Origin of the sequence: Arthrobacter sp. ERGS1:01 (genome assembly GCF_001281315.1) — a bacterium.
Taxonomy (GTDB): Bacteria; Actinomycetota; Actinomycetes; order Actinomycetales; family Micrococcaceae; genus Specibacter.
Map to the genome: position 1 here is coordinate 111,524 of NZ_CP012477.1, position 26,788 is coordinate 138,311.

A 26,788-nucleotide genomic window follows, 5' to 3' on the forward strand; every position below is an offset into this window, starting at 1 on the left:
GGAGCACCCACACAACAGGACTTGGGAAGATGGACCAATGAACGAAACCACGTACATCATGCCGGGCATGCACGTCACCGACTTTTACGTCACGGTGCCGCTCGACTGGTTCGATGCAAGCAACCCGGAAACCATCACGGTCTTCGCCCGCGAGCTCGTGGACCCCGTGCGGCGCGGCGAGGGCCTGCCCGTCATGGTGTTCCTGCAGGGCGGGCCCGGTGGCAAGGGTCCGCGCCCGCTCGGCGCCACCGGTTGGATCGGGCAGGCCCTGAAAACCCATCGCGTGGTGCTGCTGGACCAGCGCGGCACGGGCCGCAGCACCCGGGTGGACGCGGCCACCATGGCCGGCTTCCCCGATGCATCCGCAGGCGCCGACTACCTCTCCCGCTTCCGGGCGGACTCGATCGTTGCCGACGCCGAACATATCCGCAAAACCCGGTTTGGCGGGCGCCGCTGGTCAACCGTGGGGCAAAGCTACGGCGGCTTCCTGACCCTGACCTACCTCTCCGTGGCGCCCGAGGCGCTCACCGCCTGCTACGTCACTGGCGGGCTGGCCGGGATCCGGCCCGACGCCTCCGAGGTCTACCGGCGCACCTTCCCCCGCACGGCCGGCAAGAACCGTGAGTTCTACGCCCGCTACCCGCACGCCGTCGACCATGTCGCGGCGTTGGCCGACCACCTGGCCGGCAATGACGTCCGCCTGCCCGACGGCGACCGGCTCACGGTGCGCCGGCTGCAAACCCTGGGCATCGACTTTGGCATGAAGCCCGGATTCGAGCGCGTGCACTGGCTGCTCGAGGAGGCCTTCACGCCCGAAGGCGCCGGCCTCAGCGACGGCTTCCTGGCGCAGGTGATGGCCCGCACCTCCTACGCCGAGAACCCCTTGTTCGCCGTCATGCAGGAGAGCATCTACTCGCACGGCGCCAACGGTCCCACGAATTGGGCGGCCCAGCGGGAGCTGGCCGCGCACCCGGAATTTGCCGATTCCGCCCGCCCTCTGATGTTCACGGGTGAGATGATGTTCCCATGGATGTTTGAGGAGATTCGCCTCCTGCGCCCGTTCTCCGGCGCCGTCAACGAGTTGGCCCGCCGTGGCACCAACAGCGAGTTGTACGACGTCGAACGCCTCGCCTCCAACGACGTCCCGGTGGCGGCGGCCGTGTACTTTGACGACATGTACGTCGACTCCGGACTGCAGCTGGAGACGGCCGCGGCCGTGGGCAACGTCCATGCCTGGGTCACCAACGAATTTGAACACGACGGCATTGGCGACGACAAGGTCTTTGCCTACTTACGCTCTACGATTGCCCAGCTGGGCGGAGGAATACCAGAATGACAGCCAATGACGCAGTGACCACCCGTTCCATGCCCGCCCCGGCCGTTCCGGACTCCCGCATGCCCCGCCTTGCCAACGTTCCCGCGTTCACCGAATTCATGGGCCAGGGCTGGGGCACCCCGGACCGCACCCCGCCCGTGGTGGCCGGTGCCGCCGCGGCCGCCGGACACCACCGTGCCCGCCTGTCCGAGCAGTTCCCGGGCCAGGCCCTGGTGGTTGGTGCCGGAACCGCCCCGGTGCGCAGCAATGACACCTACTACGACTTCCGCCCGGATTCGGACTTTTACTGGCTCAGCGGCGCCGCCATCGAGGCCGCCGTGCTGGTCATGACGCCGTCCGGCTCCTCCCACGACGCCACGCTTTACATCCCCGCGCCGTTCTACGCGGGCGACCCCCAGTTCTTCACCAACGCCGCGCACGGGGAAATGTGGGTCGGCTCCGCCCCCGACTTCTCCGACTGGGCCGAAGCCCTGTCCCTGCCCGTCAAGCCCCTCAGTGAGCTCGACGCCGGCATCATCGCGGCCATGCGGGCCGGCTCCGGAACGCTCGCGGCCGGGCTGGTGCCCGCCGACGTCCGCAGCCGCCACGGGATCGCCGACGGCGGCGAGCTGGGACGCGTGCTGTCCACCCTGCGCATGGTCAAGGACGACTGGGAAATCGCCCAGCTGAAGGAGGCCGTGGACCACACGGTGGACGGCTTTGCCGCCGTGGTGCGCGAGGTCCCCAACGCCATCAAGGCCGGCGGTGAGCGCTGGTTGCAGGGCACCTTTGACCGCCACGCCCGCACGCACGGCAACGGCGTGGGCTACGCGACCATCGTGGGCAGCGGCAAGCACGCCCCCACCCTGCACTGGGTGCGTTGCGACGGCCCCGTCCTGGAGGATGCGACGCTCCTGCTGGACATGGGCGTGGAAACCAACAGCTTCTACACGGCCGACGTGACCCGCACCTTCCCGGGCTCCGGCACGTTCAGCCCCATCCAGCGCCAGGTGCACGACCTCGTGGAGAAGTCACACCGCGCCGGCCTGGCCCAGGTGGGCCCGGGCAAGTACTTCGCCGACTTCCACGAGGCCTGCATGGAGGTCATTGCCAACGGGCTCAACGACTGGGGCCTGCTGCCGGTCTCCGTGGACGAGGCGCTTTCGCCCAAGGGCCAGCACCACCGCCGCTACCTGGTGTGCGGCGTGGGCCACCACCTGGGCCTGGACTGCCACGACTGCGCGCAATCCAGCTACGAAAGCTACCAGGGCGCCCCCATGGTGCCCGGCATGGTGCTCACGGTGGAGCCGGGCCTGTACTTCCACGAACACGACCTCACGCTGCCGCCGGAACTGCGCGGCATTGGCGTGCGCCTCGAGGACGACATCGTGGTCACGGCCACCGGCTCCGATGTCATCTCCGACGCCTTGCCGCTGGATGCCACCGGCATCGAGGCCTGGATGAAGCTGGTGCAAAAGGCCTAGCGCCACCGGCTGGTTGAAGCGCCCGCGGACCATGTGTTCCGCGGGCGCTTCCGTGCATTTGGGCCCTTTGACCCTTGAGGAATTTGTCCCTTCCATCACTTGTGTAATGTGACATTGCACTGTTAGTGTGAAGGCAGTCACTTTTCGATTCGACCACACCTGGCAAGGGAGCCTTTCATGACCAACCGCACGCAGCCCTGGCGGGGCATCCACGTAGCCACCGCCCTTCCGTTCAACGATGACCTGAGCGTCGATTACGCGGCCTTCGCGGACAATGTGGCCTGGCTTGCCGCCAACGGCTGCGACGGCGTCTGCCCCAACGGCTCGCTCGGCGAGTACCAGACCCTGACCGATGAAGAGCGGGCCAAGGTGGTCGAGACCGCCGTCGCCGCCGCACCCGTTGGCTTCACCGTCATGCCCGGAGTTGCCGCCTACGGTGCCGCCGAATCCCGCCGCTGGGCCGAGCAGGCCCGCGACGCCGGCGCGGCCTCCGTGTTGGCGCTGCCGCCGAACACCTTCCGCGCCGACGAGGAAACCGTCACGGCCCACTACCGCGAAGTGGCCAAGGCCGGCCTGCCCGTGGTGGCCTACAACAACCCGATCGACACCAAGGTGGACCTCACGCCCGCCCTCCTGGCCCGCCTGCACGGCGAGGGTCTGATCGTGGCCGTGAAGGAGTTCACCGGCGACGTCCGCCGCGCCTACGAGATCGCCGAGCTGGCCCCGGACCTGGACCTGCTGGTGGGCTCCGACGACGTGCTGCTGGAACTGGGGCTGGCCGGGGCCGTCGGCTGGATTGCCGGCTACCCCAACGCCATTCCGGAAAGCACCGTGGAACTGTACAACCTGGTCACGAGCGGCAACATGGATGACATTGCCACCGCGCTGCCCATCTACCGCGACTTGCACCCGCTGCTGCGCTGGGACTCCAAGACCGAATTCGTCCAGGCCATTAAACTGTCGATGGACCTTGCCGGTCGCAAGGGCGGCGCCTGCCGCCAGCCGCGCCTGCCGCTCAACGAGGACCTGACGGTGAGCATCAAGGCCGACACCGAAGCCGTGCTGGCCAAGGGCTACAAGTAAGACCAATCCGGACCACCACGTAAGGGACTTTAGCGATGCGCTCCAAACGGGTATTTCATGCCGTGGATTCCCACACCGAGGGGATGCCCACCCGGGTCATCACCGGCGGGGTGGGTACCATCCCCGGTGCCACGATGGCCGAACGCCGCCAGTGGTTCATGGAGAACAGCGACGACGTCCGCACACTGTTGATGTATGAACCCCGCGGGCATGCGTCCATGAGCGGGGCCATCCTGCAGCCGCCCACCCGGCCCGACGCCGACTACGGTGTGCTGTTCATCGAAGTCTCCGGATTGTTGCCCATGTGCGGCCACGGCACCATCGGGGTGGCCACCGTACTGGTGGAAACCGGCATGGTGCCCGTGGTGGAGCCCGTGACGACCATCCGGCTGGACACCCCGGCGGGGCTGGTCATCGCCGAGGTTTCCGTGGTGGACGGCGCGGCCAGGTCCGTCACCATCCGCAACGTGCCGTCCTTCTCGCTGGCGCTGGATCAGAGCGTCGCGGTGGAGGGCTTCGGTGAGGTCCGCTATGACATGGCGTTTGGCGGAAACTTCTATGCCGTCGTCGAACTGGCCGAACTGGGGTTGCCGTTTGAACGCGCGGCCAAGGACCGGCTGCTGGATGCCGGGCTGAAGATCATGGACGCCATCAACGCCCAAAACCCGCCCGTGCACCCCGAGCGCGCGGACATCACCGGCTGCCACCACGTCTACCTCAAGGCGCCCGGCTCGACGGCGGAACACTCCCGGCACGCCATGGCCATCCACCCCGGCTGGTTTGACCGTTCCCCGTGCGGCACCGGCACCAGCGCCCGCATGGCCCAGCTGCACGCCCGCGGGGAACTGGCGCTGGACACGGACTTCATCAACGAGTCCTACATCGGCACCACGTTCACCGGCCGGCTCGTGGCGGAAACCACGGTGGGCGGCCTGCCGGCGGTGATCCCCACCATCACGGGGCGGGCCTGGGTGACGGGCACGGCGCAGTACATGCTGGATCCCGAGGACCCCTTCCAGGCCGGATTCCTGCTGTGAACGCCCCGGCGCCGCACCGCACCTCCGCCGACGGACGCCCATGACGCTGCCGTACATCGACGCCGCCACGATCGCCGGACTGTTGCCCCCGGCGGCGGCCGTCGCCGCGCTGGAAGACGCCCTGCGCGGCGGCCAGGACCCGGAGCTGGATACGCCGCGCCTGTTTGCGCCGCTGGACGCAGGGGAATTCCTGCTCATGCCGGCACAGTCGGCCAGGTATGCCGGCATCAAGGTGGCTACCGTGGCGCCGGGAAATCCCGCCAAGGGCCATCCGAAGATCCAGGGAACGTACCTGCTCCTGGACCGGGCGACCCTGACGCCGCTGGCCGCGATGGACGGGGCGGAGCTGACCCTCATCCGCACGCCCGCCGTCACCACCCTGGCCATCAAGCACCTGCTGGCCGTTGGCTCCGGGCCGACTGCCGGCGCGCCATCCGCCGGAACCGTTGCCATCATTGGCACCTCATTACAGGCGGAGCGGCACATTGCGGCGCTGCACGAGGTGTGCGGGATTGGCGCACTGACAGTGATTGGCCGTCGCACCGAGGCGGCCGAGGCGTTGGCGCTCAAATGGACCGCCCGAGGGGTGCCGGCTCGCGCCGGTTCGCCCGCGGACGTGGCCAAGGCTGACGTGGTGGTGTGCGCAACGTCGTCATCCGTCCCTGTTTTTGACGGAAACTTAGTTCGGGACGGGGCCGTGGTGGCCGCCATCGGCTCCCACGGGCTGGCGGCGCGGGAGGTCGACACCGTCCTGGCGCGCAGGGCATCGGTGGTCGTGGAGGGCCTCGGTTCGGCATTGCGCGAGGCCGGGGACCTGATCCCCGCCCGGTCCGCGGAAGAATGGCGGGAGCACGGCCTGGCCACATTGTCCGATCTTGTCAACGGCCGCTTTGTTCCGGAGTCGGGCGCCCCGCTGCTGTACACCGGCGTCGGAATGTCCTGGGAGGACATCGTGGTGGCCGGAAGGGTTTTTGAAACATTTAGCGGTGCCGGGCCAAGCGTGGACTAAAATGTCATATTGTAGCGGGGCGCATGCTCCGTTTTGCCGAGTTACTTGGAGGGGACATGGGCTCGTTGGAAAATTCTCATCTGACCATGGTCAAGAAGAACGTCAGCCTGCGGGAAACGGTGACCCTGGCCCTGCGCGCGGCCGTCATCTCCGGGGAGATGAAGCCCGGCGAAGTGTATTCCGCACCCACGCTCGGCAAGCGTTTTGGCGTCTCGCCGACCCCCGTGCGCGAGGCCATGCTTGATCTGGCCAAGGAAGGCCTGGTGATCTCGCTGCCCAACAAGGGCTTCCGCGTCACCGAGGTCTCCGACGACGACCTGGATGAGATCACGGCGCTGCGCCTGCTCATCGAGCCGCCCACCGTCCGGGACGTGACGCCCTTGATTGACGACGCCGGACTGGCCCGCCTGCGCGAGATGGCCGTGGCGATCGTCGATTTTGCCAGTGAAGGAGACCTGATTGCGTACACCGAGGCGGACCGGAAATTCCACATCGCCGTCCTTGGCTACAGCGGCAACAAGCGCCTCGTCTCGCTGATCTCCGAGCTGCGTTCCCACACCCGACTGCTGGGCCTGGCCCCCCTGGCCGCCACGGGCGAGCTGGGTGAGATGGCGCTCGAGCACGTGGAACTGGTGGACCTGATGGCGGCTGGAAAGGCCGCCGAGGCGCAGGAGCTGATGACCCGGCACATTGGCCACGTCCGCGGGGCGTGGGCCCAGCACTAACGCGCCGCCAATTTCGGCGGGCGGAGTGAATTCTCATCGGCGGAGCCACTGTTTTTGATCAGTGACATGTGACATACTACTGAACATGAGTCTTCCCCGATTCGCCGACGTCGTGGTCATTGGCGGTGGCGCCGTGGGCGCCGCCTGCGCGTACTTTGCCGCGCAGGCCGGCCTGCGGGTCGCCGTCGTCGAACGCGGGCCTATTGCCGGCGGAACCTCCAGTGCCTGCGAGGGAAACCTGCTTGTCTCAGACAAGGAGGCCGGCCCGGAACTGGCCCTCGCCCAGTACTCGCAGGGCCTGTGGCGCGGTGAACTGGCCGAACACGGCCGGCTCTGGGAATTTGAGTCCAAGGGCGGGGTGGTGGTCTCGGCCCGCGAAGGGACCCAGGCCAACCTGGCCCGGCTGGCCCGCCGGCAGCGCGCCGTCGGCATCGACGTGGAACTCCTGGACGGCGCACAGCTCCTGGAACTGGAGCCCCACCTGAACCCGGCCATGGTGGGTGGTGCCTTCTACTCGCAGGACGCCCAGGTCCAGCCCATGCTCGTCACGGCCCACCTGCTGCGGCTGGCCCGGACCATGGGTGCCACCGTGCACACCGACACCCGCGTCACGGGGTTCACCCGTGCGGGGGATGCCGTGACCGGCGTCGAAACCAGCCGCGGCACCATCTCCGCCCCGTCCGTGGTGAACGCCGCCGGAACATGGGGCGGCGCCATTGCGGACCTGGCCGGCGTGAACGTCCCCGTCCACCCCCGCAAGGGCTACGTGATGGTCACCGAACCCCTGGCCGAGCTGGTGCGGCACAAGGTGTACGCGGCCGAATACGTCGACAACGTGGCCAGCTCCGACGCCGGGCTGCAGACCTCGCCCGTGGTGGAGGGGACCGACGGCGGCACCATCCTGATCGGTTCCAGCCGCGAACGCGTGGGCTTCGACAAGACCGTTGACCCGCGGGTGCTCGCCCAGATGGCCGGCAAAGCCATTGCGCTTTTCCCGTTCCTCGCGGACGTGAAGGCGCTGCGCAGTTACTTTGGCTTCCGGCCCTACTGCCCGGACCACCTTCCCGTCATCGGCCCGGACCCCCGGGCGCCCGGGCTGCTTCACGCCTGCGGCCACGAAGGCGCCGGCATCGGCTTGTCCGTGGGGACGGCGGCGTTGATCGCCCAATCCCTCACGGGTGCCGCGACAGCCCTGGACATGGCCCCCTTTGCCCCCGAACGCTTCGAGACCCCGCAGGAGCACGCGCATGCCTGAGCTTCACCTGACCCTTGACGGCGTGCCGGTGCCCGCGCGGCCCGGCCAAACCGTGGGTGCAGCGCTCACCGAGGCAGGCATCCTGTCCTGGCGCACCACCCGCAACGCCGGCCGCCCGCGCGGCTTGTTCTGCGGTATCGGCGTATGTTTCGACTGCCTGCTGACGGCCGACGGCGTGCCCAACCAGCGAGCCTGCCTCACCCCGGCGCGCGAGGGCATGGTGCTTCAAACCGGTGCGGAGGCCCCGGAATGAGCGTTGACGTTGCCATCGTGGGCGCCGGCCCGGCAGGCCTGTCCGCGGCCGTCCATGCGGCGGATGCCGGCCTGTCCGTGGTGCTCGTGGACGCCGGCACCCAGCCCGGCGGCCAGTTTTGGCGCCACCCAGACGAGGCCTCCGTTGACGCGACAAATCAACGTGACGACGAGGCCGACGGGCATCACGATTGGAAGCGGTTTGCCGGCCTCCGGTCCCGCCTGTACGCCCACGAGGCTGCCGGGACGCTCCACTACTGGCGCAACTCCGCCGTCTGGCTCATTGAGTCCTCCCCGGGCGGGACCACCACGCTGCGCCTGGCACCCACCGTGGATCCGGCTCCCTCCGTTGACGGGCCGGATCACCCCCGCGACGGCGGTGTCCCTGACACCGTCACCGCCCGGCACGTGATTCTGTGCCCCGGCGGGTACGACCGCCAGCTGCCCGTCCCCGGCTGGGACCTGCCCGGCGTCATGGCCGCCGGGGGAGTCCAGGCGCTCCTGAAAGGCAACCGGACCGCTGCCGGGCGCGTCGCCGTCGTCGCCGGCACCGGGCCGTTCCTGCTTCCCGTGGCCACGGGCCTGGCTACGGCGGGCGTGAAGGTGGCCGCCATCTGCGAAGCCAACAGCCCCACCGGCTGGTTGCGAAACCTGCGCGGGGCCGTCCGCGCCCCGGAAAAGATGCCCGAAGGCATCGAATATGCGGCGGCCCTGGCCCGGCACCGGATTCCGTACAAGGTGCGCACGGCCGTCACCGAAATCCACGGCACCGACCGCGTCGAGGCGGTCACGCTCTCCAAGCTGACCGCGGACGGCGCGGTTGTTGCCGGCACCGGGCGGCGCGTGGCGTGCGACGTCGTGGCCCTGGGCTGGGGTTTCACGGCGCAGCTGGAACTGGTGCTCGCCGCGGGGGCCGAGACCGCCGTGGACGTAGACGGCTCCCTGGTGGCAGTGGTCGATGAACGGCTCAAGAGCTCCGTTGCCGGCGTCAGCGTTGCCGGCGAGGCCACAGGTGTGGGTGGCGCGGCCATGGCCGTCGTCGAGGGCGAGCTGGCTGCCCTGTGCGTTGCGGCGGACAACGGCGGCCGGGCATCGGCCGGGGCCCCGGGCCTGGGCACGCGCATCAGCCGGCTGCAGCGTGACCGTGCCCGGTTGCGGAAATTTGCCGTGGCCATGCACCGCGCCAACCCGGTCCCGGGCCACTGGCAATCCTGGCTCACCCCCGCCACCGTGGTGTGCCGCTGCGAGGAAGTCAGCTACGGGGCGCTGTGCACGGCCCACACCGAGCTGGGGGCCGAGGATGCCCGCAGCCTGAAGTCGTTTGCCCGCCCCGGCATGGGCTGGTGCCAGGGGCGCGTGTGCGGCTTCGCCACGGCGGAAATCGCGGCGGACTTCGCCTCCCGCCCGACGTCGGCGGACGACTTGCGCGCCATGGCCAAACGCACCCTGGCCGCACCCGTGACCCTGGGCCGGCTTGCCGCCCTTGAATACTCCGACCCACCCGCAGACACCGCCCCACCCGCAGACACCGACCCACCCGCAGACACCGACGAAGGACACCGCTCATGACCAGCCCGGACCTTGGCGACACCACCCCCGCCGACCTCGAACACATCCTCGCCACTGCCAACACGGCTGCGAGCGAGTGGGCGCAGCGCCCGGCCGCGGACCATGCGGCCGCTCTGGTGGCCGTGGCCGACGCCCTCGACGCTGCCGGCGCCGAACTCATCACGGTGGCACAGGCGGAAACCAACCTGCCGGAAGCCCGGTTGACGGGCGAGCTCAAGCGCACCACGTTCCAGCTGCGTCTCTTTGCCGAAATGCTCGGCGACGGGGACTACCTGGATGCCCGGATCGATCACGCCGATCCCTCGTGGCCCATGGGTGCCCGGCCCGACATCCGCCGCGTCCTGGAGCCGTTGGGTCCGGTGCTGGTATTCGCCGCCAGCAACTTCCCGTTTGCCTTCAGCGTCATGGGCGGCGACACCTGTTCGGCGCTCGCCGCCGGGTGCTCGGTGGTCCTCAAAGCCCATCCCGGACACCCGCAGCTCTCCGCCGCCGTCGGCCGCATTTGTGCGGACGCCCTGGCCACGGCCGGCGCGCCCGCCGGGCTGCTGCAGCTGGTCTATGGCACGCAGGCAGGCCGGGACGCCCTGCTGGACCCGCGTGTCAAGGCCGCCGCGTTCACCGGCTCCATCCCGGGCGGCCGGGCGTTGTTTGACCTGGCCAATTCCCGCCCCGATCCCATCCCTTTTTACGGTGAGCTGGGCAGTGTGAACCCCGTGTTCGTCACGCGGGCCGCAGCCGCTGCCCGGGGAGCCGGGATTGTCCGGGAATTTGTGGCGTCCTACACGATGGGCGCCGGGCAGTTCTGCACCAAGCCGGGCATACTGCTGGTCCCGGCGGAGTCCTCCATGGTGGGCCTGCTGGCGGAGTCGGCGCGCCCCGCCCCGGCCAGGCTGCTCAATGACCGGATCCAGTCCGGATACACGGAGGCCCTGCAGCAACTGCGCGGGCACGGCTCCGTCCAGGTACTTGGCGCCGGAGACGGTGCATTTGACGCCCCTCCCGCACCTTCGCTGAGCACCACCACGGCCGAGGCCATCCTGGCCGATCCTGAAGGGCTGATCACCGAGTGCTTCGGGCCGACGGCGCTCGTGGCAACGTATCGCGACGAAGCGGAAATGCTGGCCGTGGCACGGATGCTTGACGGCCAGCTGACGGCCACCATCCAGGGCGAGGATACCGATTCCGTGGCCCCCGAGCTGGTGCGGGTGCTGGCCCGGAAAGCCGGACGGGTGCTGTGGAACCAGTGGCCCACCGGCGTTTCGGTCACCTATGCCCAGCAGCACGGCGGCCCTTACCCGGCCACCACGGCGCCCACCTCAACGTCCGTTGGAACGGCCGGAATAAGCCGTTTCCTGCGCCCCGTGGCCTACCAGGGACTGCCGGCGCACCTGCTGCCGGGCGCGCTGCGCGACGAGAACCCGCTGGGCATCCCGCAGCGCGTGAACGGCGTGCTCTGATTCACCGGTGATCGGGCCTGTCGGTGATCGAGCCTGTCGAGATTGGTGGTTTCGACAAGCTCAACCACCGGTGATCGAGCCTGCCGGGATCCGTGGTTTCGACAAGCTCAACCCCCGGTGATCGAGCCTGTCGGGATCGGTGGTTTCGACAAGCTCAACCCCCGGTGATCGGGCCTGTCTGGATTGGTGGTTTCGACGAGCTCAACCCCCGGTGATCGAGCCTGTCGAGATCCGTGGCCGCGCCCCGCTCCGCTTTTCGCACCCGTTTCCGGTTGGTGCGCCCGGTACACGGGGCGCGCCAACCGAAAACGGGCGCAGAAGTGCCGGTGCAACCACCCGGCGCGCTGCTAGAAGCCCGACGCCTTGCGGAAGCGCTGCATCTGCTGGTGCCGGCGCTGCAGGCTGTCGCGCCGGGGCGTCTGCTCGGCGGCGGCGTCCTCGGCGGTCAGGTCGATGTGGCTTTGGCCAAACTGCCACAGCAGCAGGTCATCGAGCAGCCGGTCGGGGCCGGGGGAGTACCTGTGGTCCAGGGCCTGGCGGACGTTGGAGATGATCTGGGGCTGCAGCAGGGCCGCCAGGTCGATCGTCTTGGTGAGCCCGTGCGCGGCCACGAGTTCGGCCGCCCAGCCCCAGTCGTCGTCGGCCTTCCTGTCGACGTGCGGCAGCAGGGTCTGCCAGACGGCCTTGATCCGGTTGGGGGTCAGCGACTCCCCGCCCTCGCCGTCGGCGTCCCAAAAACTCGTGACGGTTTCATACCTGTCGTGCAGTTCGGAGAATGCCTGCTCCACGGTCTCCAACATGGCCGCCGTGGCCGTGAACTGCCGGTCAAAGTAGGGGCTCCAGGCGCGCGGATCCTGGGCCTTGAAGCGGATGTCGTGCTCGATCTCGCTCCAGGCATGGGCAAAAATGGTGCGGATCTGGCATTCAAAAAAGTAGCTGCCGTTGGTCTTGGTGTCCGGATCCAGGATCTCCTGGTAGGCGCGGACAACTTCGTTTTGGATGCTGCGCAGGATCAGGTGCCGGCTGGAGTACCCGTAGGTTCCGGACTCGATGGAACCAATGTCCTTCTCCCTGTCGCCGCGGCAGTCAAAGATGTTCCGGCGCCGCTTGATCAGGTTCGCCGCCTGCGCATTCTCGCCCGGCAGCGTGGTGATGACGCGCACGCCCACCATGTCCGTGAGGTTGCGCAGCGGTTCCGGGAACTGCAGCGAAGGCGCGGCGTCGGGTTCCGGAACGGCCATCCGGGAGGCCTTTTCGCGGAACGACTCCACCGTCTTCGTGCGGCTCGTGACGAACAACGGCTTGTCGTCCGCGTCGTCCATGACCGCGCGCACCAGCGATTCCATCTCCGCGGTGACGCGTTCCAGCTGCGGGCGAATACGCTCATACTCCGCAACGGAGGCGCTCACGGCAGGGCGTAGCGAATCGTCGAGGCGGTCCCAATGGCTGCTCATATATTCGAGCCTATGCGCCGCGCCCCCGCAAGGTCGAGCGGCACCGCCGCCGGGCGACGTAAAACTACGGCTTAAAAGCGGCTGTGGCGGAGCGAAGGAATCCCTCCACACCGCCACAGCACTGGTTCTAGCCTTGGTAGCGTCCGCGTGATGAACGACGACGGCGGCCCAGGGTCAGGGTGCCGACCCCCAGCAGGAGCATCCCACCAAGGACCAGGGCCGCGACGTTCGCGCCGGTGCTGGCCAGCCCGCCCTCCGCACCGGCGCTGGTCGATGCCGCGGCGGCGGGGCTGAGCGGGGTGTCGGAACTGCCGCCAGCCGATGGAACTGTCGACGGAGTTGCGGTCGCGACGGCCGATCCCGAGGGCGCGGCCGAGGTTGAGTCGGTGGCGGTAGCCGTTGCGGTGGGCCCCGCCGTCGGTTCATCCGTAGGATCCGCAGTCGCAGTCGCAGTCGCAGTCGCCGTCGCCGTTGCCGTCTCGGACGGTGAAGGTGACGGCGAGGCGCCGGGCGTGTCCAGATCGAGGACCGCGTACCCGGCGGACGTCTCCGTTCCGGCGGTGGCCCGGTACTCAACCGTGGTGGGCTGGTAGCCGGCCAGTTTCACGGGCGCCGAGTAGGGCAGCCATGCGCCGGAACCCACCTTGTACTCGATCGCAGCCCCGGCCGCGGCGGCACCCGTGGCCGTCAGCGCCAGGGTTGGTTCGGCGTCGTACTTGCCGTCGCCGTTGGGGGCAATATCCAGCGCACCGGACACTCCGAGGCTGGTGAGGGCAGTGTTGCGGACCTCGATCTCGTAGGCGGAAAGGTAGATGCCCATGGTGGCGGCCTGGATCTCGACCTTGACGTAGCGGGCCGTAGTGGGCGCAAAGGACACCACGTCGGTGCGCTTGCCGTCGGCCAGGCCCGTCTTGCCGGCCACCACCGTCCACGCGGCGCCGTCCGTCGAGGTCGAGACGGTGTAGTCCCTGGCGGATGCGGCCTCCCAGGCGATCGTGACCTCGTTGACGGTCTGGGCCTTGCCGAGGTCGCCGGCAATCCAGCGGACGCCGTCGTAGTTTGCCGACCAGCGGGTGGCGAGGTTCCCGTCAAAGACCTGGCTGGCGGGCAGGCTCGGGGCCTCGACGCCGGAGGCCGTGGCGGCGGCGCCGAGGGCCACGTTCGTCACGCCCTGCACGCCGACGCTCCAGGCGCCAACATTGCCGGCGCTGCTGCCCGCCGCGCGGTTAGTGCTGCCGGCTGGTGCCAGCCCGGCCAGGCGCACGTAGCGGGCCATCGTGGTGGGGAATTGGACGGTGTCGGCGCCGGGCCCGGCCACCGTATGCGTGGCCGTGCGGTTCCAGAAGACGCCGTCGGAGGAGGTTTCCACGGTGAAGGAGGCCGGGGCGTTGGCGGCCCATTCGGCGCTCACGCCGCCCACCTTCTGTGCCGTGCCCAGGTCGATCGTGATGCCGGCAGGGTCCGCGCCGGCGGATTCCCAGCGGGTGTTCAGCACGCCGTCGGTCAGGTTCGACGCCGGGTGGCCGGCCGCGCTGGAGGACGCGGCCACGGCGGCACCGGCGGCAAGGTCGCCCGAGCCGGCAACCGCCGTCGTGCTCTTGACGGTGCCAAGGCCCGGGCCCATGCCCACCTTGTCGAGCGTGGTGTTAAACGTGGCAAACGGCACCGTCGGCGCCTTGGCGGTCCAGGTCTTTTGGGCCACGGAGGGGAAGGACCGCTCGATCAGGCCGTGGACGTCCTGCTGCGTGTACTTCAGGTCGACCTTGTCATTCCAGACGGCAAACATGGCGCCCATGACCTTGTCGGGGGCCACCGTCTGGTCGCCGGCCGTGTTGGGCAGCCAGTCCGTGTACAGGTACTGGTTGTTCAGCCCGGAGCCGTGGTAGTAATCGGCAAACGGCACCACGTACAGGGAAGCGTCGTTGGTGTTGATGAACTTCATGCCGTCGGCCGCCGCGGAGGTCAGACCGTACCAGGAGTTGTTCCACGAGTTGATCGTGACGTCCTTGTCGTAGCCGGCCACGCTGCCGCCCATGTAGCTGAAGCTGCCCCAGGCGTTGGGCTGCTTGCCCAGGGTGCGCAGGTAGGCGGCCATGGTGTTGTAATACGTGCGGAAGTCCGTGGTGAGGCTCGACGGGTATTCGTCGGCGCCAAAGCTGACCTCGGGACCCTTGAACCACGGGGTGAACTCGGCGAAGATCTCCTTCATGGCGGCGGTGGTTTCCGGCTTGCTCAAGTCCAGGTGGTCGGACTTGCCGTTGTCACGGCCAATGGCGGGACGCCAGGCGATGATCGCGGCGGCGTGCGCCGGGGCGTCGATCTCGGGGACAATTTGCACGCCGCGGCCGGCGGCGGTGGCCTCGAAGCCGTCCCAGTCCTTGCGGTCGTAGGAGCCGTCGGTCGCGGCGAGGCCCGCGAGGGCGGGGTTGTCGGACTTGAGCCGGAACGCCTTGTACGACTTCGTCCAGTCGTTGTTGGCCGGGGCGATCTCGTTGTCGTTCAAGTGGATTTGGAAGCGGTTGAGCTTGTAGTAGCTCATCATCTTGATGTAGTCGTTGATGAAATCCGCCGTGAAGAAGCGCCGTCCCACGTCCAGGATGAAGCCGCGGGCCGCATAGTCGGGCCAGTCGACGGCCCCGCCCACGGGCAGCTTGTTGCGGCCGTTGGACTGGGCCATGATCTGCAGGATGCTGCGTGTGCCGTAGTAGGCGCCGGTCTCGGTGGGGGCCGTGACCGTCACCCCGCTCGCGGATACGTCGAGCCGGTAGCCCTCCTTGTCGTAGCGCGCCCCACCTGCCGCGTACTTGTTGGCGAGGTCCAGCACCAGGGAGATGTCCCCGGCCCTGGCCGCGCCGGTGGTCACGGGCAGGGACAAGCCCGTCATCTCGGCGAGGTCCGCGGAAAACTCCCTGCCCGTATCGTCCAGGGCCGCGGAGACCACGATCCTGTTGGCTGGGGTGATTTCCAGCGCGCCGGTTCCCCCTGTCCATTCGTGCAGGGACGGCACGACGACGGGGGCCGGGTTGGGTGCCGGATCCGGCGCCGCAGCGGCCGGACTGACGGCCGCGATGCCGGCCAGGGGCATGCTCAGGGCGACCACCATCGCGATCTTGCGCCAAGAATGTGTCATGTTCAAAAGGCCTCTCCATCCATTGATTCGTGCTGGAATATGACGGTAAACAAAATGAAAATCTCACTAAAGATCATTGAAATTCGTTATTGAGGGGCATGTTCCCGCCAGTGGATATGAGTCGGAAGCCCCGGAAATCGGCGGTTTTTGGGTGGGATCCACCCCGTGTTTGCCATCACAATTGGTGCTCGGATTATAAGAGACCTGGATCACTTATGGGCCGGGTTCATAAAGTGTGACGAAGCCGGCCAACCCGGGGCCGCACCGTAGGCTGGTGGAATGTTGACGGTAATTGGTGAAACTTTGATCGATGAAGTGGTGCGGCCGGGCCTGGAGCCCGTCCCGCACGTGGGCGGCAGTCCCATGAACGTGGCTGTGGGGCTGGCCCGGCTGGGACACCCCGTGCAGTTCCTGGGCCGTTACGGCAAGGACGCCTACGGCGACATGGTGGCCGGCCACCTGCGTGATAACGGCGTGCTGGTGCCCGTGGCCCCCGATTCCCTGCCCACCTCCGTGGCCCGCGCCGTCCTCGACGCCGACGGTGCCGCCGTCTATGAGTTCGACCTTGACTGGGAGCTGCCCGCCGTGGCCTCCGGCGCCGACGGCAAGCCCAACTTCATGCTTGCCGCCACCTCGCTGCTGCATGTGGGATCCATCGCCACCATGCTGGCGCCCGGTGCGGACCACGTTTTCGGCGCCGTCGTGGCGGCCCACCCGTCCGCCACCATTTCCTACGACCCCAACGCGCGGCCCACCATCATCACCGACGTCGACTACGCCCGCGAGCAGGCGGAAAAGTTCGTGCGGCTTTCCGACGTCGTCAAGGCCTCCGATGAGGACCTTCAGTGGCTGTACCCGGGCGTCGATCCCAAGGAGTCGGCCCGCAAGTGGTTGGCCCTGGGCGGCGCGGAAGGCCCCGCCGTCGTGGTTGTCACGCAGGGCGGCGGAGGCCCGTGGGCCGTGTGCGCGGCGGGGGAGGCTGCCTGCCCCGTGCCGGCCACCACCGTGGTGGACACCGTGGGCGCCGGGGATTCCTTCATGGCAGCCCTGTTGTCGGCGCTCGTGGACCGCGAGCTTGACGGGGCACAGCGCCGCGACGCCCTGCGCGCCATCACCCGCGAGCAGCTGGCGGACGTGATCCACTTTGCGGCCCGCGCCGCAGCCATCACGGTGTCCCGGGCCGGCGCGAACCCGCCCAGCCGGGCCGAACTGCAGAAAGGCTAGAACCATGTACGACTACGATCCCTATGAGTTCCTGACCCCCGTGCCCGAATTCACGCTGGAGAGCTCCTCCATCACGGACGGCGCCGTGATGCCCCTGGCGCAGGTCAATCCCGGCGGCCACCCCGACGGCGGAGACCTGTCCCCGCAACTGTCATGGTCCGGTTTCCCGGAAGGGACGCGCGGCTTTGCCGTCACCATGTACGATCCCGACGCGCCCACGGCCAGCGGCTTCTGGCACTGGGCCGTGACGGGCATCCCCGCCACCGTCACCTCCCTTCCCGAGGGCGCCGGTAGCGCCGGTTCCACGACTCTGCCCGCCGGCGCGCTGACCTTGAACAACGACGGCGGCTACCCCGCGTACATGGGTTCCGCCCCGCCCGCCGGCCATGGCCCGCACCGTTACATGGTGGTGGTGCACGCGCTCGACGTGGAATCGCTGGACGTGCCGGCGTCGGCCACCCCGGCAGTGCTGGGTTTCAACCTGCACTTCCACACGCTGGGCCGGGCCCGGCTGACGGCGGTGTACGAGGCGTAGGAGCCGTGCCCGGCGTCGAACCATGAAGTTGGATAGCCTTGGGTATGCGATTAATTGCCAGTGACATTGACGGGACCATCCTCGGCCACGACGGATCCATCAGCGACCGCACCATTGCGGCGTTCAGGGATGCCGCGGACGCCGGGATCGACATCGTCTTCGTCACGGGCCGCCCGCCGCGCTGGCTGGACCCCATCCGTGAGCAGATTGGCCACACGGGGACGGTGATCTGCTCTAATGGCGCCGTCACCTACGACCTCCCCACCGAGGCCGTCATCACCTCGCACCTGCTGGATTGGGACACCGTGCAGCAGGTCCGCGACGTCATCACCGCGCTGGCGCCCGAAGCCCGTTTCGCACTGGAGAGCCTGGCCGGATTCCACGCCGAGGAGGGCTTCTACCCGCCCGGCGGGCCGGCCGTGGGCGAACGCATGGAACCCACGGTCCTGACCCCTGAGATGGCCGACGGCGGCATCGTGAAGATGCTGGCCGTGGTGCACACCGGCAACGCCGACGAGTTCCTGCATTTGGTCCAGCCCCGGGTGGGAGGACTCATTGCGCTGACCCATTCGGCGCCGGAGCTGGCCCTGTTGGAAATGGGGCCGCTGGGCGTCAACAAGGCAGTGGCGCTCGCCGAATATGCCGCCTCCAAGGGCATCGACGCCGCAGACGTGGTGGCCTTCGGCGACATGCCCAATGACATTGAAATGCTCGGCTGGGCCGGTGCAGGCTACGCCATGGCCAGCGGCCACCCGCACGCACTCGCCGCCGCATCGCTGACGGCGCCCGCCTTCGCCGACGACGGCGTGGCCCGGATCATCGAGGCCCGCCTGGCCGCGCTGCGACGGGCCTGAGCAGCCATGGATGCCGGAGCCGCCAAGCCATACCTGGAATCGCAGGCGCCCCTGGCCATTGCGCACAGGGGTTTCAGCCCCGAGGGCCTGGAAAACACCATCCCGGCGTTCCAGGCCGCACTGGACCTCGGATACACGCACGTGGAAACGGACATCCACACCACGGCCGACGGCGTGACGGTGGTCTTCCACGACGCCTCCCTCGACCGAGTCACGGACCGGGCCGGCGTTATCGCGAAACTGCCCTATTCGGCCGTCGCGAAGGCCAGGATTGGCGGGACGCAGCCCATTCCCACGTTGCGCGAACTGTTCGAGGCGCTCCCCACGGCCCGGTTCAACATTGACGTCAAGGATGCCGGCTCCGCCGCGCCGCTGGCCGCGTTGATCGAGGAGCTGGGCCTGCACGAGCGGGTCTGCGTGGCCTCGTTTTCCGGGGCGCGCCGGCGCCAGGTGTTCTCGCGCCTGACCCGCCCCGTTGCCGCTTCCCCCGGACAGGGCTTGTTGGCGGCCTACACCTTCCTGGCCTCGTGGCTGCCGGCACCGCTGGCGCGCTCGCTGATGCGGCGGGTGGATGTGCTGCAGATTCCGCGCAGCTTCGGCCCACTGACGCTGGTGAGCCGCCGCTCGGTGGCCCGCGCCCACCGGCTCGGCCTGAAAATGCATGTCTGGACCATCGACGATCCCGCCCAGATGCATGAGCTCTTCGAGCTGGGGGTTGACGGGATCATGACGGACCGGGCGGACGTGCTGGCCGCCGTCATGCGGGAGCGCGGCTACTGGAAGCAGTAACCGCGCCCCGGGTGAACGCCTAGATCCGGTCGTCCGTCAGTTCAAGCTCGACGCCGGGCCCAAAGCGGGCCTGGAATGCCGATCGGAGCATGGCCTCGATGGCGGCGGTGGGCATGACGCAATCCGAGCACGCCGCCCCGCTGGTCACCAGTTTCAGGCCCAGCTCGCTCGGCGCGATCCGGGACAGCAGGATCTCCGTGCCGTCGTTGTTCAGGGCCTCCCGGAATTCCGCCAGGATCGCGTCCACGGCGTCGTCATCCCGGCCGGGCACGATGCCGTCGGAAACCGGCTCCTCGGAGTCCGTGCCGTGGCCGTTGAGCAGGATGTCCTCGATCTCCACGGCCGCGGTGGCGGCGTCCGCCAGCAGCGCCGCCTCGTCCTTGCTCGTGACGGGGTGGCCGATCGCGACGACCCGGAAGTTCGCGGCCCCGTTGACGCGGGCGATCGCCGCGGCGGTGGGCAGGAACGGCTTGGAGATCACGATGGCGCTGGGGATCCCGGCGCGTTCGAAGTTCATGCCGTCAAATACGGAGCACGAGCTGCACGAGCCGCAGTCGCCGATGGCGCTGATGACGACCGTCGCGAACTCCTTGATCTCGGCCATTTGCTGCTGCGTGGGCGGGCCGCTGGGGTGCGGCTTCGTCCAGACCCGGACGTCGTCAATGCCGTATTTGGCCTGCAGGGCCGCGGCGACGTTGGCGAGCAGGAACTCGCCGTGGGTCTTGCCGTTGGCCAGCAGGGCGATCCGGGCCCCGTTGAGGTCCAGCGGGCGGGCCGCCTCCCGGAACGGTGCGGCGTCGGAGGAGGTGGTGGGGTTGACCAGGCGCAGTGTCATGGTGGTGTCCTTTCAGTCGATTGCCGTGGTGGTGGCCAGGCTGCCGCGGATCCGCGACCAGGACGGGAAGAAGGCGGAGTGCCCGCCCGCCTCGCCTCCGCCCACGGCGATGAGGATGTCCGCCGGCGAATGCCCGCGGTGGACCCATTTGGCGTCGTCGCCCGGTTCGGGGACGCTGCCGGCGCCTTCGAGCTTTCCCGACCTTTTCAAATCCGCCAGCGGGCGCTTGACGTTTTCGTACAGGTAGTCCGCCACCATTTCCCGGCTCCAGCCGCGGTCCGCCAGGTACTTGGCGTGTTCGGGGGCCATGACGATGAGGGATTCGCCTTCGCTGAAGCTGCCCCAGGAGCGCATGACGTCGACAAAGACGTCCAGGAGCTGTTCCGGGGACGTCATGCCGTGCATGAGGATGTTGTGGCCGGATTCGCCGGCAAACACTGTCACGGCGCTTTGTTCCGCCGCCAGGCCGCGGGTGGTGTGGAACGCCGGCCATGGGCTCAGTTCCTCGTTTTCGCCGAAGCAGCCCGAGTACTTGCCGAAGTTGCCCTGGGTGGACCGGTCAAGGGTGCCGGGGGTGGCGTCGAGGCAGTTGAGCAGGACCAGCCGGATGGCCCGGCCAATGCTCGAGTTGGCCCGGTTGCCGGGGCCAAAGAGGTTGGTGGAGCTGTTGATGCCGATGCCGGCGCGGATGGGGCCGTTGACCAGGATGAACGGGGCGGCCCCGCCGGTGCTGGTGACGGTGCCGTGCAGCACGTACTGGTCGGCGCTCATGGACGCCAGCGCCGCCTTGACCACGGGCAGGTAGCCGGGCTTGCAGCCGGCCATGATGGCGTTGGCCACCACCTTCTCGGCCGTGATGGAGCGGCCGCGGACCGGCTCGTAGGCCAGCACGTCGGCGCCCTGCCAGCCGGCAGCCGCCAGGAATTCCTCCACGAGTTCCTGCGTTGGCGGGATCACGGGCAGGCCGTCGGTCCAGCCCTGTTCGTGGCAGTATTCGATCGCGGACGCGAAGTCCTCGGTGACGTCCGGCTCGGCCGAAAACATGGTGCTCATGGTGCCAACTCCTGGAAAAGTGCGGTCATTTCATCGCGGGTCTTGCCGCCGGAGACGGTCTTGATGCGTTCGCCGTCGCGGTAGAACGCCAGCGTGGGCACGCTCATGACCCGGTGGTCGGCGGCGAGGTCGGGCTCCTCCTCGATGTTGGCCTTGTACATGGTCACAGTGCCGGCGTATTCGTCGCTGAGCTGGTCAAGGACGGGGGCGAGGGCCTTGCAGGGCCCGCACCAGGACGCCCAGAAGTCGATCAGGACGATCTTGCCGGGTTCGGCCACGGCCTGGCCGAAGCCGGCCTTGGTGACGGTGTTCAGTGACATGGTTCGACGCTCCCCTAAAGTGTTGCAAGCTCGGATTCGATGGACTCGCTGCTGTGCTCAGCGAGGAAGTGCTGGACGTCCAGTGCGGCGACGCAGCCGGAGCCCGCCGCCGAGATGGCCTGACGGTAGGTGGGGTCCACGAGGTCGCCGCAGGCAAATACGCCCGGGTGGGCGGTGGCGCCGCTGCGGCCGGCAACCTTGACGTACCCGCCGCCGTCGAACTCCACGGCGCAGCCACCCGCCGCGTTGGCCAGCAGCGACACTTGCGGGTCATGGCCGACGGCGGCAAACAGGCCGTCGATGTCGATCTCCATGGTTTCCCCGGTGGGGATGTGGCGCAGCGTGAGCCCGGACAGGGCGTCGTCCCCGTGCAGCCGCAGGACCTCCGTGTTGGTCTGCAGGGTGATCTTTGGATGGTTGCGGACCCGGTCAAGCATGATGGGACTGGCCTTGAACGTGTCGCGGCGGTGGATGAGCCGGACGCTGGTGGCGAAGCGGGTCAGGAACAACGCCTCCTCCATGGCCGAGTCGCCGCCGCCGACGACGGCAACCTCCTTGCCCCGGAAGAAGAAGCCGTCGCAGGTGGCGCACGTGGACACGCCCTTGCCCGTCAGCTCGGTTTCGCGGTCCACGCCCAGCGTGCGGGCAACGGAGCCGGTGGCCATGATGACGGCGCGGCACGAGTAGCTGCGGCCGTTGGCCGTGACCCGCTTTTCGCCGCCGCTGACGTCGATCGAGTCGACGTCGACGGAGACCAGCTGGGCGCCGAACCGTTCAGCCTGGAGGCGCATGTTGGCCATGAGTTCGGGACCGTTGATGCCCTCCGGGAAGCCGGGGAAATTTTCCACCTCGGACGTGCCCATCGGGGCCCCGCCGAACTGGGAGCCCTCCAGGACCAGGGTCCGGATTTGGGCCCGGGAAAGGTAGATCGCGGCCGTGTATCCGGCGGGCCCGGAGCCGATGATAATAGCGTCGAAGTACTCCATGATGACTTTCCGTTTCGGTGTGAAAACAACCCTGTCGGGGGCGGTGAATCAATTCCACCAACGCTTTGGACGGTTGTCTAAGACCTAGATGCGATAGCCGCTTAGGTGGAGGCTATGGCGTGGACCGGCGTATCGCCTCGGGGCTGAAACCAGCTGAAATCCAGCGGAAAACGGGCGGAAACTAGGCGAAAAGGTTCGCCCCGAGGCCGCGCCGGCAGGTTTCCAGGTACAGGGAATTGCCCCACATGTCGTTGGCGATGTTGACGTTTCCGCCAAAACGCTTCAGCAGCCACATCTCCATGGCCAGCACGTCGTGCTGGTGCACGCCGGGGATCCACGGCCCGGGAAGCTCAAAGACGCAGTCGTCGATCGTGGTGCCCTCCTCCAGCTGGCGGATCAGCTCCTCGTCGATGGCGCCGTCCACCATGAGTTCGGCGGCCTCCACGAGCACCTTGGAGCAGCCCAGTTCCATGAGGACGTTGACGTCGTCGACGATCTGGGCCGCGGTGCTCTTGACGTGCTTGCTGCCCACCTCGCCCAGCACCTCGAAGCCCATGTCGAGGGAGCAGGCGATGATGTCGGCCCGAGCGCCGCGGTCGATGGTCCGGGCGTTCTCGGACACCTCGAGGACCTCGTAGCCGAGGGCCCGGGTTTCCTTCAGGTATTCGGACACCAGGGAGTTCGCGTGGGCGTATTCCAGGAACATGCCGCCCGGGAAGGGTTTGACCGAATGCGCCTTGAAGATCTCGATCTTCTCGCGCATCTGTGCCTCCGGGATGACCCCGGCGATGCTGACCACCTGTTTGGCGTAGTCCAGGGTGTGCCCGGCAATGGCCAGGAAGTCCTGCTGGGCGGCCGGTCCCACGCCGAATTCGACGGCGATGGTCAGCCCCGTGGTGCGCGGTTTCGCGGGCCGGTGGCCCATCGGCACGCTTTGGTAGGCGCGGGTTTCCTCAATATCGGCAAGCATTTCAGGCCTCCTGGGCGGGCATGACCGGCAGCACCAGTTCGGTGGCAAGGCCCTGGCTGTGGTGGACGGTTTGGCGGGCCGTGCGCAGTTCCGCGGACACGGCGAAGTCGTGCTCCGTGTTGTGGTTCCGGTCGAAGTTCGGGAAGTCGGAGCTCGTGATGTCCAGCCGGATGCGGTGGCCGGGCTGGAAGCTGTAGCTCGTGACGGACATGTCGATGACGAATTCGGTGGGCGTCCCGGGAACCAGGAACTCCTCCTTCTCGTAGGAGTTCCTGTACCGGGCGCGCATGATCCCGCTGCACACGTTGATCGCGGAGTCCGGGCCGGCGTCGATGAGCCGCACCACCCAGTCTGTGTCCGGGGCGTCGGTGCTGGCCCAAAGCCGCACGCGCGGTGTGCCGGTGACATCCACCGGTGCCGTCAGGACGGGGCCCTGGTAGTGCAGCACGTCGGGCCGGGAGTCGTTGGGGGACTGGTCCTTGGGCGCGTGGTGGGAGTCGTCGAGCATGAGGCTCATGACCGGGTCGCGGGGGTCGTAGGAGTACTGGTCGGCCGGCTCGTCCCCGGGCGCCGGCGCGGACAGGGTTCCGTCCGCGCCGTCCAGGTTGGCCGCGGAGCCGCCGGAGTGCAGGAACAGGGACTGCTCGACGACGGCGGCTGGCGGCCAGGCGGGCGAGGTGCGCCAGGCGTTCTCGCCCACGTTGAAGTAGCGCACCGGCTCGGCGAGGGCGGCGTCGTCGTTCTTGAGCCGGGCGTCAAACCAGTCCACGAGGGTTTGCAGGTAGTCGAGCCCGCCCTGGCCGCCGGTTTCGGCGTCGCCCAGGTCGGGGACGAAGGTGTCCGGGTTGTGGCTCCACGGCCCCATGAGCAGGGTGTGCCGGGCTGCCAGTTCCGCCGGGCCGGCGGCAACGAGGTTGTTGTAGAGCTTGGCGGTGTCGGAGAACCTGTCCCACCAGCCGGTCAGGAATGCGGTGGGGACCTGGACCTTGTCCAGGACCTGATCGAAGCCCCACACCTCGACGTTGACGCGGGCCAGGTAGTCCTGGAAGAACTTGGACGCTCCGGTCAGGGCGTGTTCGGGCAATTCGGCCAGCGGCAGGAACCACAGCCACTTGCCGCGCTCGAAGTTGGCCCACCGGTCCGTCAGCTTCTTGTCCCGGTCCACGGGAACGCCGGCCGTCACGGTCTGCCGGTTGGCCAGGTCGGCACCGAGCGTGTAGCACCATTCCATCCGGCGGCCCGGGTCAAGGATGCCGCGGGTCATGTCCAGGAAGCGGGCAGTGATGCCGGCAATGTGCATGGTGGCCAGGCTGGGCGGTTGCAGGGCGGCGGTGCGCAGTTGCGACCAGCCGTCGTAGGAATGCCCCCAGGTGCCAACGGCGCCGTTGGAGTATTCGTAGCGTCCGCACCATTCCACGGAGTCGTAGCCGTCCAGGCCTTCAACGGTTTGGGCCTCGTCGGCGAAGGACCAGATGAACTCCCCGTCGGAGGCGCCGCGGCCGCGGATGTCCTGGATGATGACCACGTAGCCGGCCTCGGCCAGGCGGCGGCCAAACGGGCCCCAACCCTCCTTGCGGTACGGGGTCCGGCGAAACAGCACCGGGTACTTGTTGCCGTCGTCGGGGCGGTAGACGTCCGCGCGCAGCACTGTGCCGTCGCTCATGGCCATCTCGACGTTTTCTTGGATGATGTTCACTGCAGATCGTGTCCTTCGCATCAAAAAATTGGTGGGGAAATCCGGCAAGGCTTCAAGGGGCGGTTAATGCCCTTCCAGGCCCTGCATCTCAATGACGCGCCATCGCAGCAGCCGGCGTTCCACGAGCTCCAGGATGGCGGAGCAGAACAGCGAAACAATGACCAGCGCCAGCATGGCGCCAAAGAAGTTGTCGGTGTCAAAGGTGTTCATGGTCAGGGCCAGGTAGCCGCCGATGCCCTGGTTTCCACTGAGCATTTCACCGGCCACCGCACCCATGAATGAGTAGGTCAGGGCCAGCTGGATACCGGCGAACGTGGACGGCAGGGCCGCGGGGAGGATGAATTTGCGGAACCGTTCAAGGCGGGAGGCGCCCAGCGTCTTGGCGAGCAGCAGGTGGTCGCGGTTGGCCGACTGCATGCCGGCCCGGGTGTTGAAGGCGACGATGAAGAACGCCATGCTGACCACCAGGGCGATCCGGGACAGCGAACCGAGGCCGAACCACAGGATGAACAGCGGCGCCAGGGCGATCCGCGGAATGTTGTTGAAGCCCGTCATGAAGGGGCGCAGCACGTTGTCCAGCAGCTTCGATTCGGCCAGCAGGAACCCGGCCACGAGGCCCAGCACCACGGCCAGGGCGAAGCCCACGAACACCTCGAACAGCGTGGCGCCGAGGATGGGCCAGTATTCCCCGCTGGAGAACCCGACCACGAAGGCCTTGAAGAACAGCGAGGGCTGGCTCGTGAAGTTGGGGTTGATGAGCCCGGCGCGGGCCATGAGTTCCCAGGAACCGAAGAGGAGCACCGCGGCCAGCCCCTGGTACAGGCGGGTGCGGCCGCGGCCGGTGGGACGACGGGATTTGGCCGGTGCCGCCGTCGTTCCCTGGGAACTGCGGGTGGCGGCGCGGGAACTGGTCAGGGCGCTCATTGGGTTACTTCCTCACGCAGCAGGTTCCAGATGCTGTCATATAGTTCGTGATACTCCGGATCGGACTGCAGATCCAGCGGGTTGCGGGGCCTTTGCAGCGGGACCTCGAAGTCCTGCCGGAGCCGGCCGGGCCGGGAGGAGAACAACAGGACCCGGTCGGCGAGGGTGATGGCCTCGCCGAGGTCGTGGGTGATCAGGATGACCGTGGCCTTGATGTCCTCCCACAAGTCCATGAACACGCCCTGCAACAGGATCTTCGTCTGCGCATCCAAGGCCGAGAACGGCTCATCGAGCAGGATGATCTTTGGCTGCTGGGCGATGGTCCGGGCCAGGGCCACGCGCTGGCGCATGCCGTGGGAGAGCTGGGCCGGGTAGGAGCCGGCGTAATCGCCCAGCCCCACCCGGTCCAGGTAGTCCAGCGCCCGGCGCCGGCGCTCGGCCTTGGCCACGCCGCGCAGTTCCATGCCGAGTTCCACATTGCCGGCCACCGTGCGCCACGGCAGCAGGCTGTCGCGGGCAAACAGGTAGGCGATGTCCGGGTGGCCCGAACTTGGCGCGCCGCCGGAGATGCTGATGGCACCTTCCTGGAGCGGTTCCAGGCCGGCCAAAAGGTTCAGCATGGTGGTCTTCCCGCAGCCGCTGGCACCGACAATGGCGACGAAGTCGCCCGATTGGAGCGAGAATCCGACGTTGTCCAGTGCCGTGACACTGCCGGGGCCGCTGCCGAAGCGGTGCGAGACCTGGTCCACGGAGATGGCGCCTGCGGCATCGTTCGCCGGGCGGCGGGTGTTGTGAGTGGCCGTGACTGTCATTTTCTCAATCCTCAATATCG

Annotated in this window: 24 protein-coding genes; 14 read left to right on the top strand and 10 right to left on the bottom strand. The window is 68.1% G+C overall.

Annotated elements, in window-relative coordinates:
- Nucleotides 1–37: 37 nt before the first annotated feature.
- The 10 genes from AL755_RS00480 (at nucleotide 38) to AL755_RS00525 (ending at nucleotide 11,186) form a co-directional block, all read left to right on the top strand.
- Nucleotides 38–1,336 carry an alpha/beta fold hydrolase gene (locus tag AL755_RS00480; protein WP_054009241.1) on the top strand — a complete coding sequence of 433 codons (1,299 nt, stop codon included), beginning with the start codon at nucleotides 38–40 and terminating at the stop codon, nucleotides 1,334–1,336.
- Nucleotides 1,333–2,799, top strand: coding sequence for an aminopeptidase P family protein (locus tag AL755_RS00485; RefSeq protein WP_237762436.1), 1,467 nt, complete (start codon nucleotides 1,333–1,335; stop codon nucleotides 2,797–2,799). Before AL755_RS00480 ends, AL755_RS00485 begins: the two co-directional genes overlap by 4 nt.
- A gap of 177 nt (nucleotides 2,800–2,976) precedes the next feature.
- Nucleotides 2,977–3,882, top strand: coding sequence for a dihydrodipicolinate synthase family protein (locus AL755_RS00490; RefSeq protein ID WP_054009242.1), 906 nt, complete (start codon nucleotides 2,977–2,979; stop codon nucleotides 3,880–3,882).
- Nucleotides 3,883–3,917: 35 nt separating this feature from the next.
- Nucleotides 3,918–4,919, top strand: a complete 1,002-nt coding sequence (locus AL755_RS00495; protein ID WP_054009243.1) for a proline racemase family protein — start codon at nucleotides 3,918–3,920, stop codon at nucleotides 4,917–4,919.
- Between the two features lie 40 nt (nucleotides 4,920–4,959).
- Nucleotides 4,960–5,928, top strand: coding sequence for an ornithine cyclodeaminase family protein (locus tag AL755_RS00500; RefSeq protein ID WP_054009244.1), 969 nt, complete (start codon nucleotides 4,960–4,962; stop codon nucleotides 5,926–5,928).
- 56 nt (nucleotides 5,929–5,984) lie between these two features.
- Nucleotides 5,985–6,653, top strand: a complete 669-nt coding sequence (locus AL755_RS00505; protein WP_054009245.1) for a GntR family transcriptional regulator — start codon at nucleotides 5,985–5,987, stop codon at nucleotides 6,651–6,653.
- Nucleotides 6,654–6,738: 85 nt separating this feature from the next.
- Nucleotides 6,739–7,908 (top strand): NAD(P)/FAD-dependent oxidoreductase, encoded by a 1,170-nt coding sequence (locus tag AL755_RS00510; RefSeq protein ID WP_054009246.1) that lies wholly within the window; start codon nucleotides 6,739–6,741, stop codon nucleotides 7,906–7,908.
- Entirely contained in the window at nucleotides 7,901–8,161 is a 261-nt protein-coding gene (locus AL755_RS00515; RefSeq protein ID WP_054009247.1) for a (2Fe-2S)-binding protein, read from the top strand. The genes AL755_RS00510 and AL755_RS00515 overlap by 8 nt, the downstream gene beginning before the upstream one ends.
- Entirely contained in the window at nucleotides 8,158–9,729 is a 1,572-nt protein-coding gene (locus tag AL755_RS00520; RefSeq protein ID WP_054009248.1) for an NAD(P)/FAD-dependent oxidoreductase, read from the top strand. The genes AL755_RS00515 and AL755_RS00520 overlap by 4 nt, the downstream gene beginning before the upstream one ends.
- Nucleotides 9,726–11,186, top strand: a complete 1,461-nt coding sequence (locus tag AL755_RS00525) for an aldehyde dehydrogenase (NADP(+)) (RefSeq protein WP_054009249.1) — start codon at nucleotides 9,726–9,728, stop codon at nucleotides 11,184–11,186. Before AL755_RS00520 ends, AL755_RS00525 begins: the two co-directional genes overlap by 4 nt.
- 347 nt (nucleotides 11,187–11,533) lie before the next feature.
- On the opposite strand, the gene AL755_RS00530 is transcribed toward AL755_RS00525, so the two are convergent.
- Nucleotides 11,534–12,640 (bottom strand): GTP pyrophosphokinase, encoded by a 1,107-nt coding sequence (locus AL755_RS00530; protein WP_054009250.1) that lies wholly within the window; start codon nucleotides 12,638–12,640, stop codon nucleotides 11,534–11,536.
- A gap of 127 nt (nucleotides 12,641–12,767) precedes the next feature.
- A complete protein-coding gene (locus AL755_RS00535) occupies nucleotides 12,768–15,770 on the bottom strand; it encodes a discoidin domain-containing protein (protein ID WP_082368772.1) in 3,003 nt (1,000 codons plus the stop codon).
- Nucleotides 15,771–16,049: 279 nt separating this feature from the next.
- Between AL755_RS00535 and AL755_RS00540 the strand changes: the two genes are divergently transcribed.
- The 4 genes from AL755_RS00540 to AL755_RS00555 are packed head-to-tail and all read left to right on the top strand — an operon-like array spanning nucleotide 16,050 to nucleotide 19,172.
- The gene (locus tag AL755_RS00540) at nucleotides 16,050–16,994 is read left to right on the top strand and encodes a carbohydrate kinase family protein (RefSeq protein WP_054009252.1); all 945 of its coding nucleotides are present in this window, start codon (nucleotides 16,050–16,052) and stop codon (nucleotides 16,992–16,994) included.
- A 4-nt stretch (nucleotides 16,995–16,998) separates the two neighbouring features.
- The gene (locus AL755_RS00545; protein ID WP_054009253.1) at nucleotides 16,999–17,529 is read left to right on the top strand and encodes a YbhB/YbcL family Raf kinase inhibitor-like protein; all 531 of its coding nucleotides are present in this window, start codon (nucleotides 16,999–17,001) and stop codon (nucleotides 17,527–17,529) included.
- Between the two features lie 44 nt (nucleotides 17,530–17,573).
- The gene (locus AL755_RS00550) at nucleotides 17,574–18,383 is read left to right on the top strand and encodes an HAD family hydrolase (protein ID WP_054009254.1); all 810 of its coding nucleotides are present in this window, start codon (nucleotides 17,574–17,576) and stop codon (nucleotides 18,381–18,383) included.
- A 6-nt stretch (nucleotides 18,384–18,389) separates the two neighbouring features.
- On the top strand, nucleotides 18,390–19,172 hold the full coding sequence (locus tag AL755_RS00555) for a glycerophosphodiester phosphodiesterase (protein ID WP_054009255.1): 783 nt from the start codon (nucleotides 18,390–18,392) through the stop codon (nucleotides 19,170–19,172).
- 19 nt (nucleotides 19,173–19,191) lie between these two features.
- Here AL755_RS00555 and AL755_RS00560 read toward each other — a convergent pair whose 3' ends face one another.
- The 8 genes from AL755_RS00560 to AL755_RS00595 all read right to left on the bottom strand — a co-directional run bounded on the left by AL755_RS00560 (nucleotide 19,192) and on the right by AL755_RS00595 (nucleotide 26,768).
- The gene (locus tag AL755_RS00560) at nucleotides 19,192–20,007 is read right to left on the bottom strand and encodes a UGSC family (seleno)protein (RefSeq protein WP_054009256.1); all 816 of its coding nucleotides are present in this window, start codon (nucleotides 20,005–20,007) and stop codon (nucleotides 19,192–19,194) included.
- Nucleotides 20,008–20,019: 12 nt separating this feature from the next.
- On the bottom strand, nucleotides 20,020–21,060 hold the full coding sequence (locus tag AL755_RS00565) for a hypothetical protein (protein ID WP_054009257.1): 1,041 nt from the start codon (nucleotides 21,058–21,060) through the stop codon (nucleotides 20,020–20,022).
- Nucleotides 21,057–21,380 (bottom strand): thioredoxin, encoded by a 324-nt coding sequence (gene trxA, locus AL755_RS00570; protein WP_054009258.1) that lies wholly within the window; start codon nucleotides 21,378–21,380, stop codon nucleotides 21,057–21,059. The genes AL755_RS00565 and trxA overlap by 4 nt, the downstream gene beginning before the upstream one ends.
- A 14-nt stretch (nucleotides 21,381–21,394) precedes the next feature.
- Nucleotides 21,395–22,366: a thioredoxin-disulfide reductase gene (trxB, locus tag AL755_RS00575; RefSeq protein WP_054009259.1), complete on the bottom strand. Its 972-nt coding sequence runs from the start codon at nucleotides 22,364–22,366 to the stop codon at nucleotides 21,395–21,397.
- Nucleotides 22,367–22,547: 181 nt separating this feature from the next.
- A complete protein-coding gene (locus AL755_RS00580) occupies nucleotides 22,548–23,336 on the bottom strand; it encodes a phosphosulfolactate synthase (RefSeq protein WP_054009260.1) in 789 nt (262 codons plus the stop codon).
- A 1-nt stretch (nucleotide 23,337) separates the two neighbouring features.
- Entirely contained in the window at nucleotides 23,338–25,032 is a 1,695-nt protein-coding gene (locus AL755_RS00585) for a CocE/NonD family hydrolase (RefSeq protein WP_054009261.1), read from the bottom strand.
- A gap of 63 nt (nucleotides 25,033–25,095) precedes the next feature.
- Complete coding sequence (locus AL755_RS00590) at nucleotides 25,096–25,956, bottom strand: ABC transporter permease (protein WP_054009262.1); 861 nt, start codon at nucleotides 25,954–25,956, stop codon at nucleotides 25,096–25,098.
- Entirely contained in the window at nucleotides 25,953–26,768 is an 816-nt protein-coding gene (locus AL755_RS00595; protein WP_054009263.1) for an ABC transporter ATP-binding protein, read from the bottom strand. The genes AL755_RS00590 and AL755_RS00595 overlap by 4 nt, the downstream gene beginning before the upstream one ends.
- Between the last annotated feature and the right edge of the window lie 20 nt (nucleotides 26,769–26,788).

Excerpts from the sequence above, each read along its gene's own strand:
- AL755_RS00480 (WP_054009241.1), top strand. The coding sequence starts at position 38 with ATGAACGAAACCACGTACATCATGCCGGGCATGCACGTCACCGACTTT.
- AL755_RS00485 (WP_237762436.1), top strand. The coding sequence starts at position 1,333 with ATGACAGCCAATGACGCAGTGACCACCCGTTCCATGCCCGCCCCGGCC.
- AL755_RS00490 (WP_054009242.1), top strand. The coding sequence starts at position 2,977 with ATGACCAACCGCACGCAGCCCTGGCGGGGCATCCACGTAGCCACCGCC.
- AL755_RS00495 (WP_054009243.1), top strand. The coding sequence starts at position 3,918 with ATGCGCTCCAAACGGGTATTTCATGCCGTGGATTCCCACACCGAGGGG.
- AL755_RS00500 (WP_054009244.1), top strand. The coding sequence starts at position 4,960 with ATGACGCTGCCGTACATCGACGCCGCCACGATCGCCGGACTGTTGCCC.
- AL755_RS00505 (WP_054009245.1), top strand. The coding sequence starts at position 5,985 with ATGGGCTCGTTGGAAAATTCTCATCTGACCATGGTCAAGAAGAACGTC.
- AL755_RS00510 (WP_054009246.1), top strand. The coding sequence starts at position 6,739 with ATGAGTCTTCCCCGATTCGCCGACGTCGTGGTCATTGGCGGTGGCGCC.
- AL755_RS00515 (WP_054009247.1), top strand. The coding sequence starts at position 7,901 with ATGCCTGAGCTTCACCTGACCCTTGACGGCGTGCCGGTGCCCGCGCGG.
- AL755_RS00520 (WP_054009248.1), top strand. The coding sequence starts at position 8,158 with ATGAGCGTTGACGTTGCCATCGTGGGCGCCGGCCCGGCAGGCCTGTCC.
- AL755_RS00525 (WP_054009249.1), top strand. The coding sequence starts at position 9,726 with ATGACCAGCCCGGACCTTGGCGACACCACCCCCGCCGACCTCGAACAC.
- AL755_RS00530 (WP_054009250.1), bottom strand. The coding sequence starts at position 12,640 with ATGAGCAGCCATTGGGACCGCCTCGACGATTCGCTACGCCCTGCCGTG.
- AL755_RS00535 (WP_082368772.1), bottom strand. The coding sequence starts at position 15,770 with ATGACACATTCTTGGCGCAAGATCGCGATGGTGGTCGCCCTGAGCATG.
- AL755_RS00540 (WP_054009252.1), top strand. The coding sequence starts at position 16,050 with ATGTTGACGGTAATTGGTGAAACTTTGATCGATGAAGTGGTGCGGCCG.
- AL755_RS00545 (WP_054009253.1), top strand. The coding sequence starts at position 16,999 with ATGTACGACTACGATCCCTATGAGTTCCTGACCCCCGTGCCCGAATTC.
- AL755_RS00550 (WP_054009254.1), top strand. The coding sequence starts at position 17,574 with ATGCGATTAATTGCCAGTGACATTGACGGGACCATCCTCGGCCACGAC.
- AL755_RS00555 (WP_054009255.1), top strand. The coding sequence starts at position 18,390 with ATGGATGCCGGAGCCGCCAAGCCATACCTGGAATCGCAGGCGCCCCTG.
- AL755_RS00560 (WP_054009256.1), bottom strand. The coding sequence starts at position 20,007 with ATGACACTGCGCCTGGTCAACCCCACCACCTCCTCCGACGCCGCACCG.
- AL755_RS00565 (WP_054009257.1), bottom strand. The coding sequence starts at position 21,060 with ATGAGCACCATGTTTTCGGCCGAGCCGGACGTCACCGAGGACTTCGCG.
- trxA (WP_054009258.1), bottom strand. The coding sequence starts at position 21,380 with ATGTCACTGAACACCGTCACCAAGGCCGGCTTCGGCCAGGCCGTGGCC.
- trxB (WP_054009259.1), bottom strand. The coding sequence starts at position 22,366 with ATGGAGTACTTCGACGCTATTATCATCGGCTCCGGGCCCGCCGGATAC.
- AL755_RS00580 (WP_054009260.1), bottom strand. The coding sequence starts at position 23,336 with ATGCTTGCCGATATTGAGGAAACCCGCGCCTACCAAAGCGTGCCGATG.
- AL755_RS00590 (WP_054009262.1), bottom strand. The coding sequence starts at position 25,956 with ATGAGCGCCCTGACCAGTTCCCGCGCCGCCACCCGCAGTTCCCAGGGA.
- AL755_RS00595 (WP_054009263.1), bottom strand. The coding sequence starts at position 26,768 with ATGACAGTCACGGCCACTCACAACACCCGCCGCCCGGCGAACGATGCC.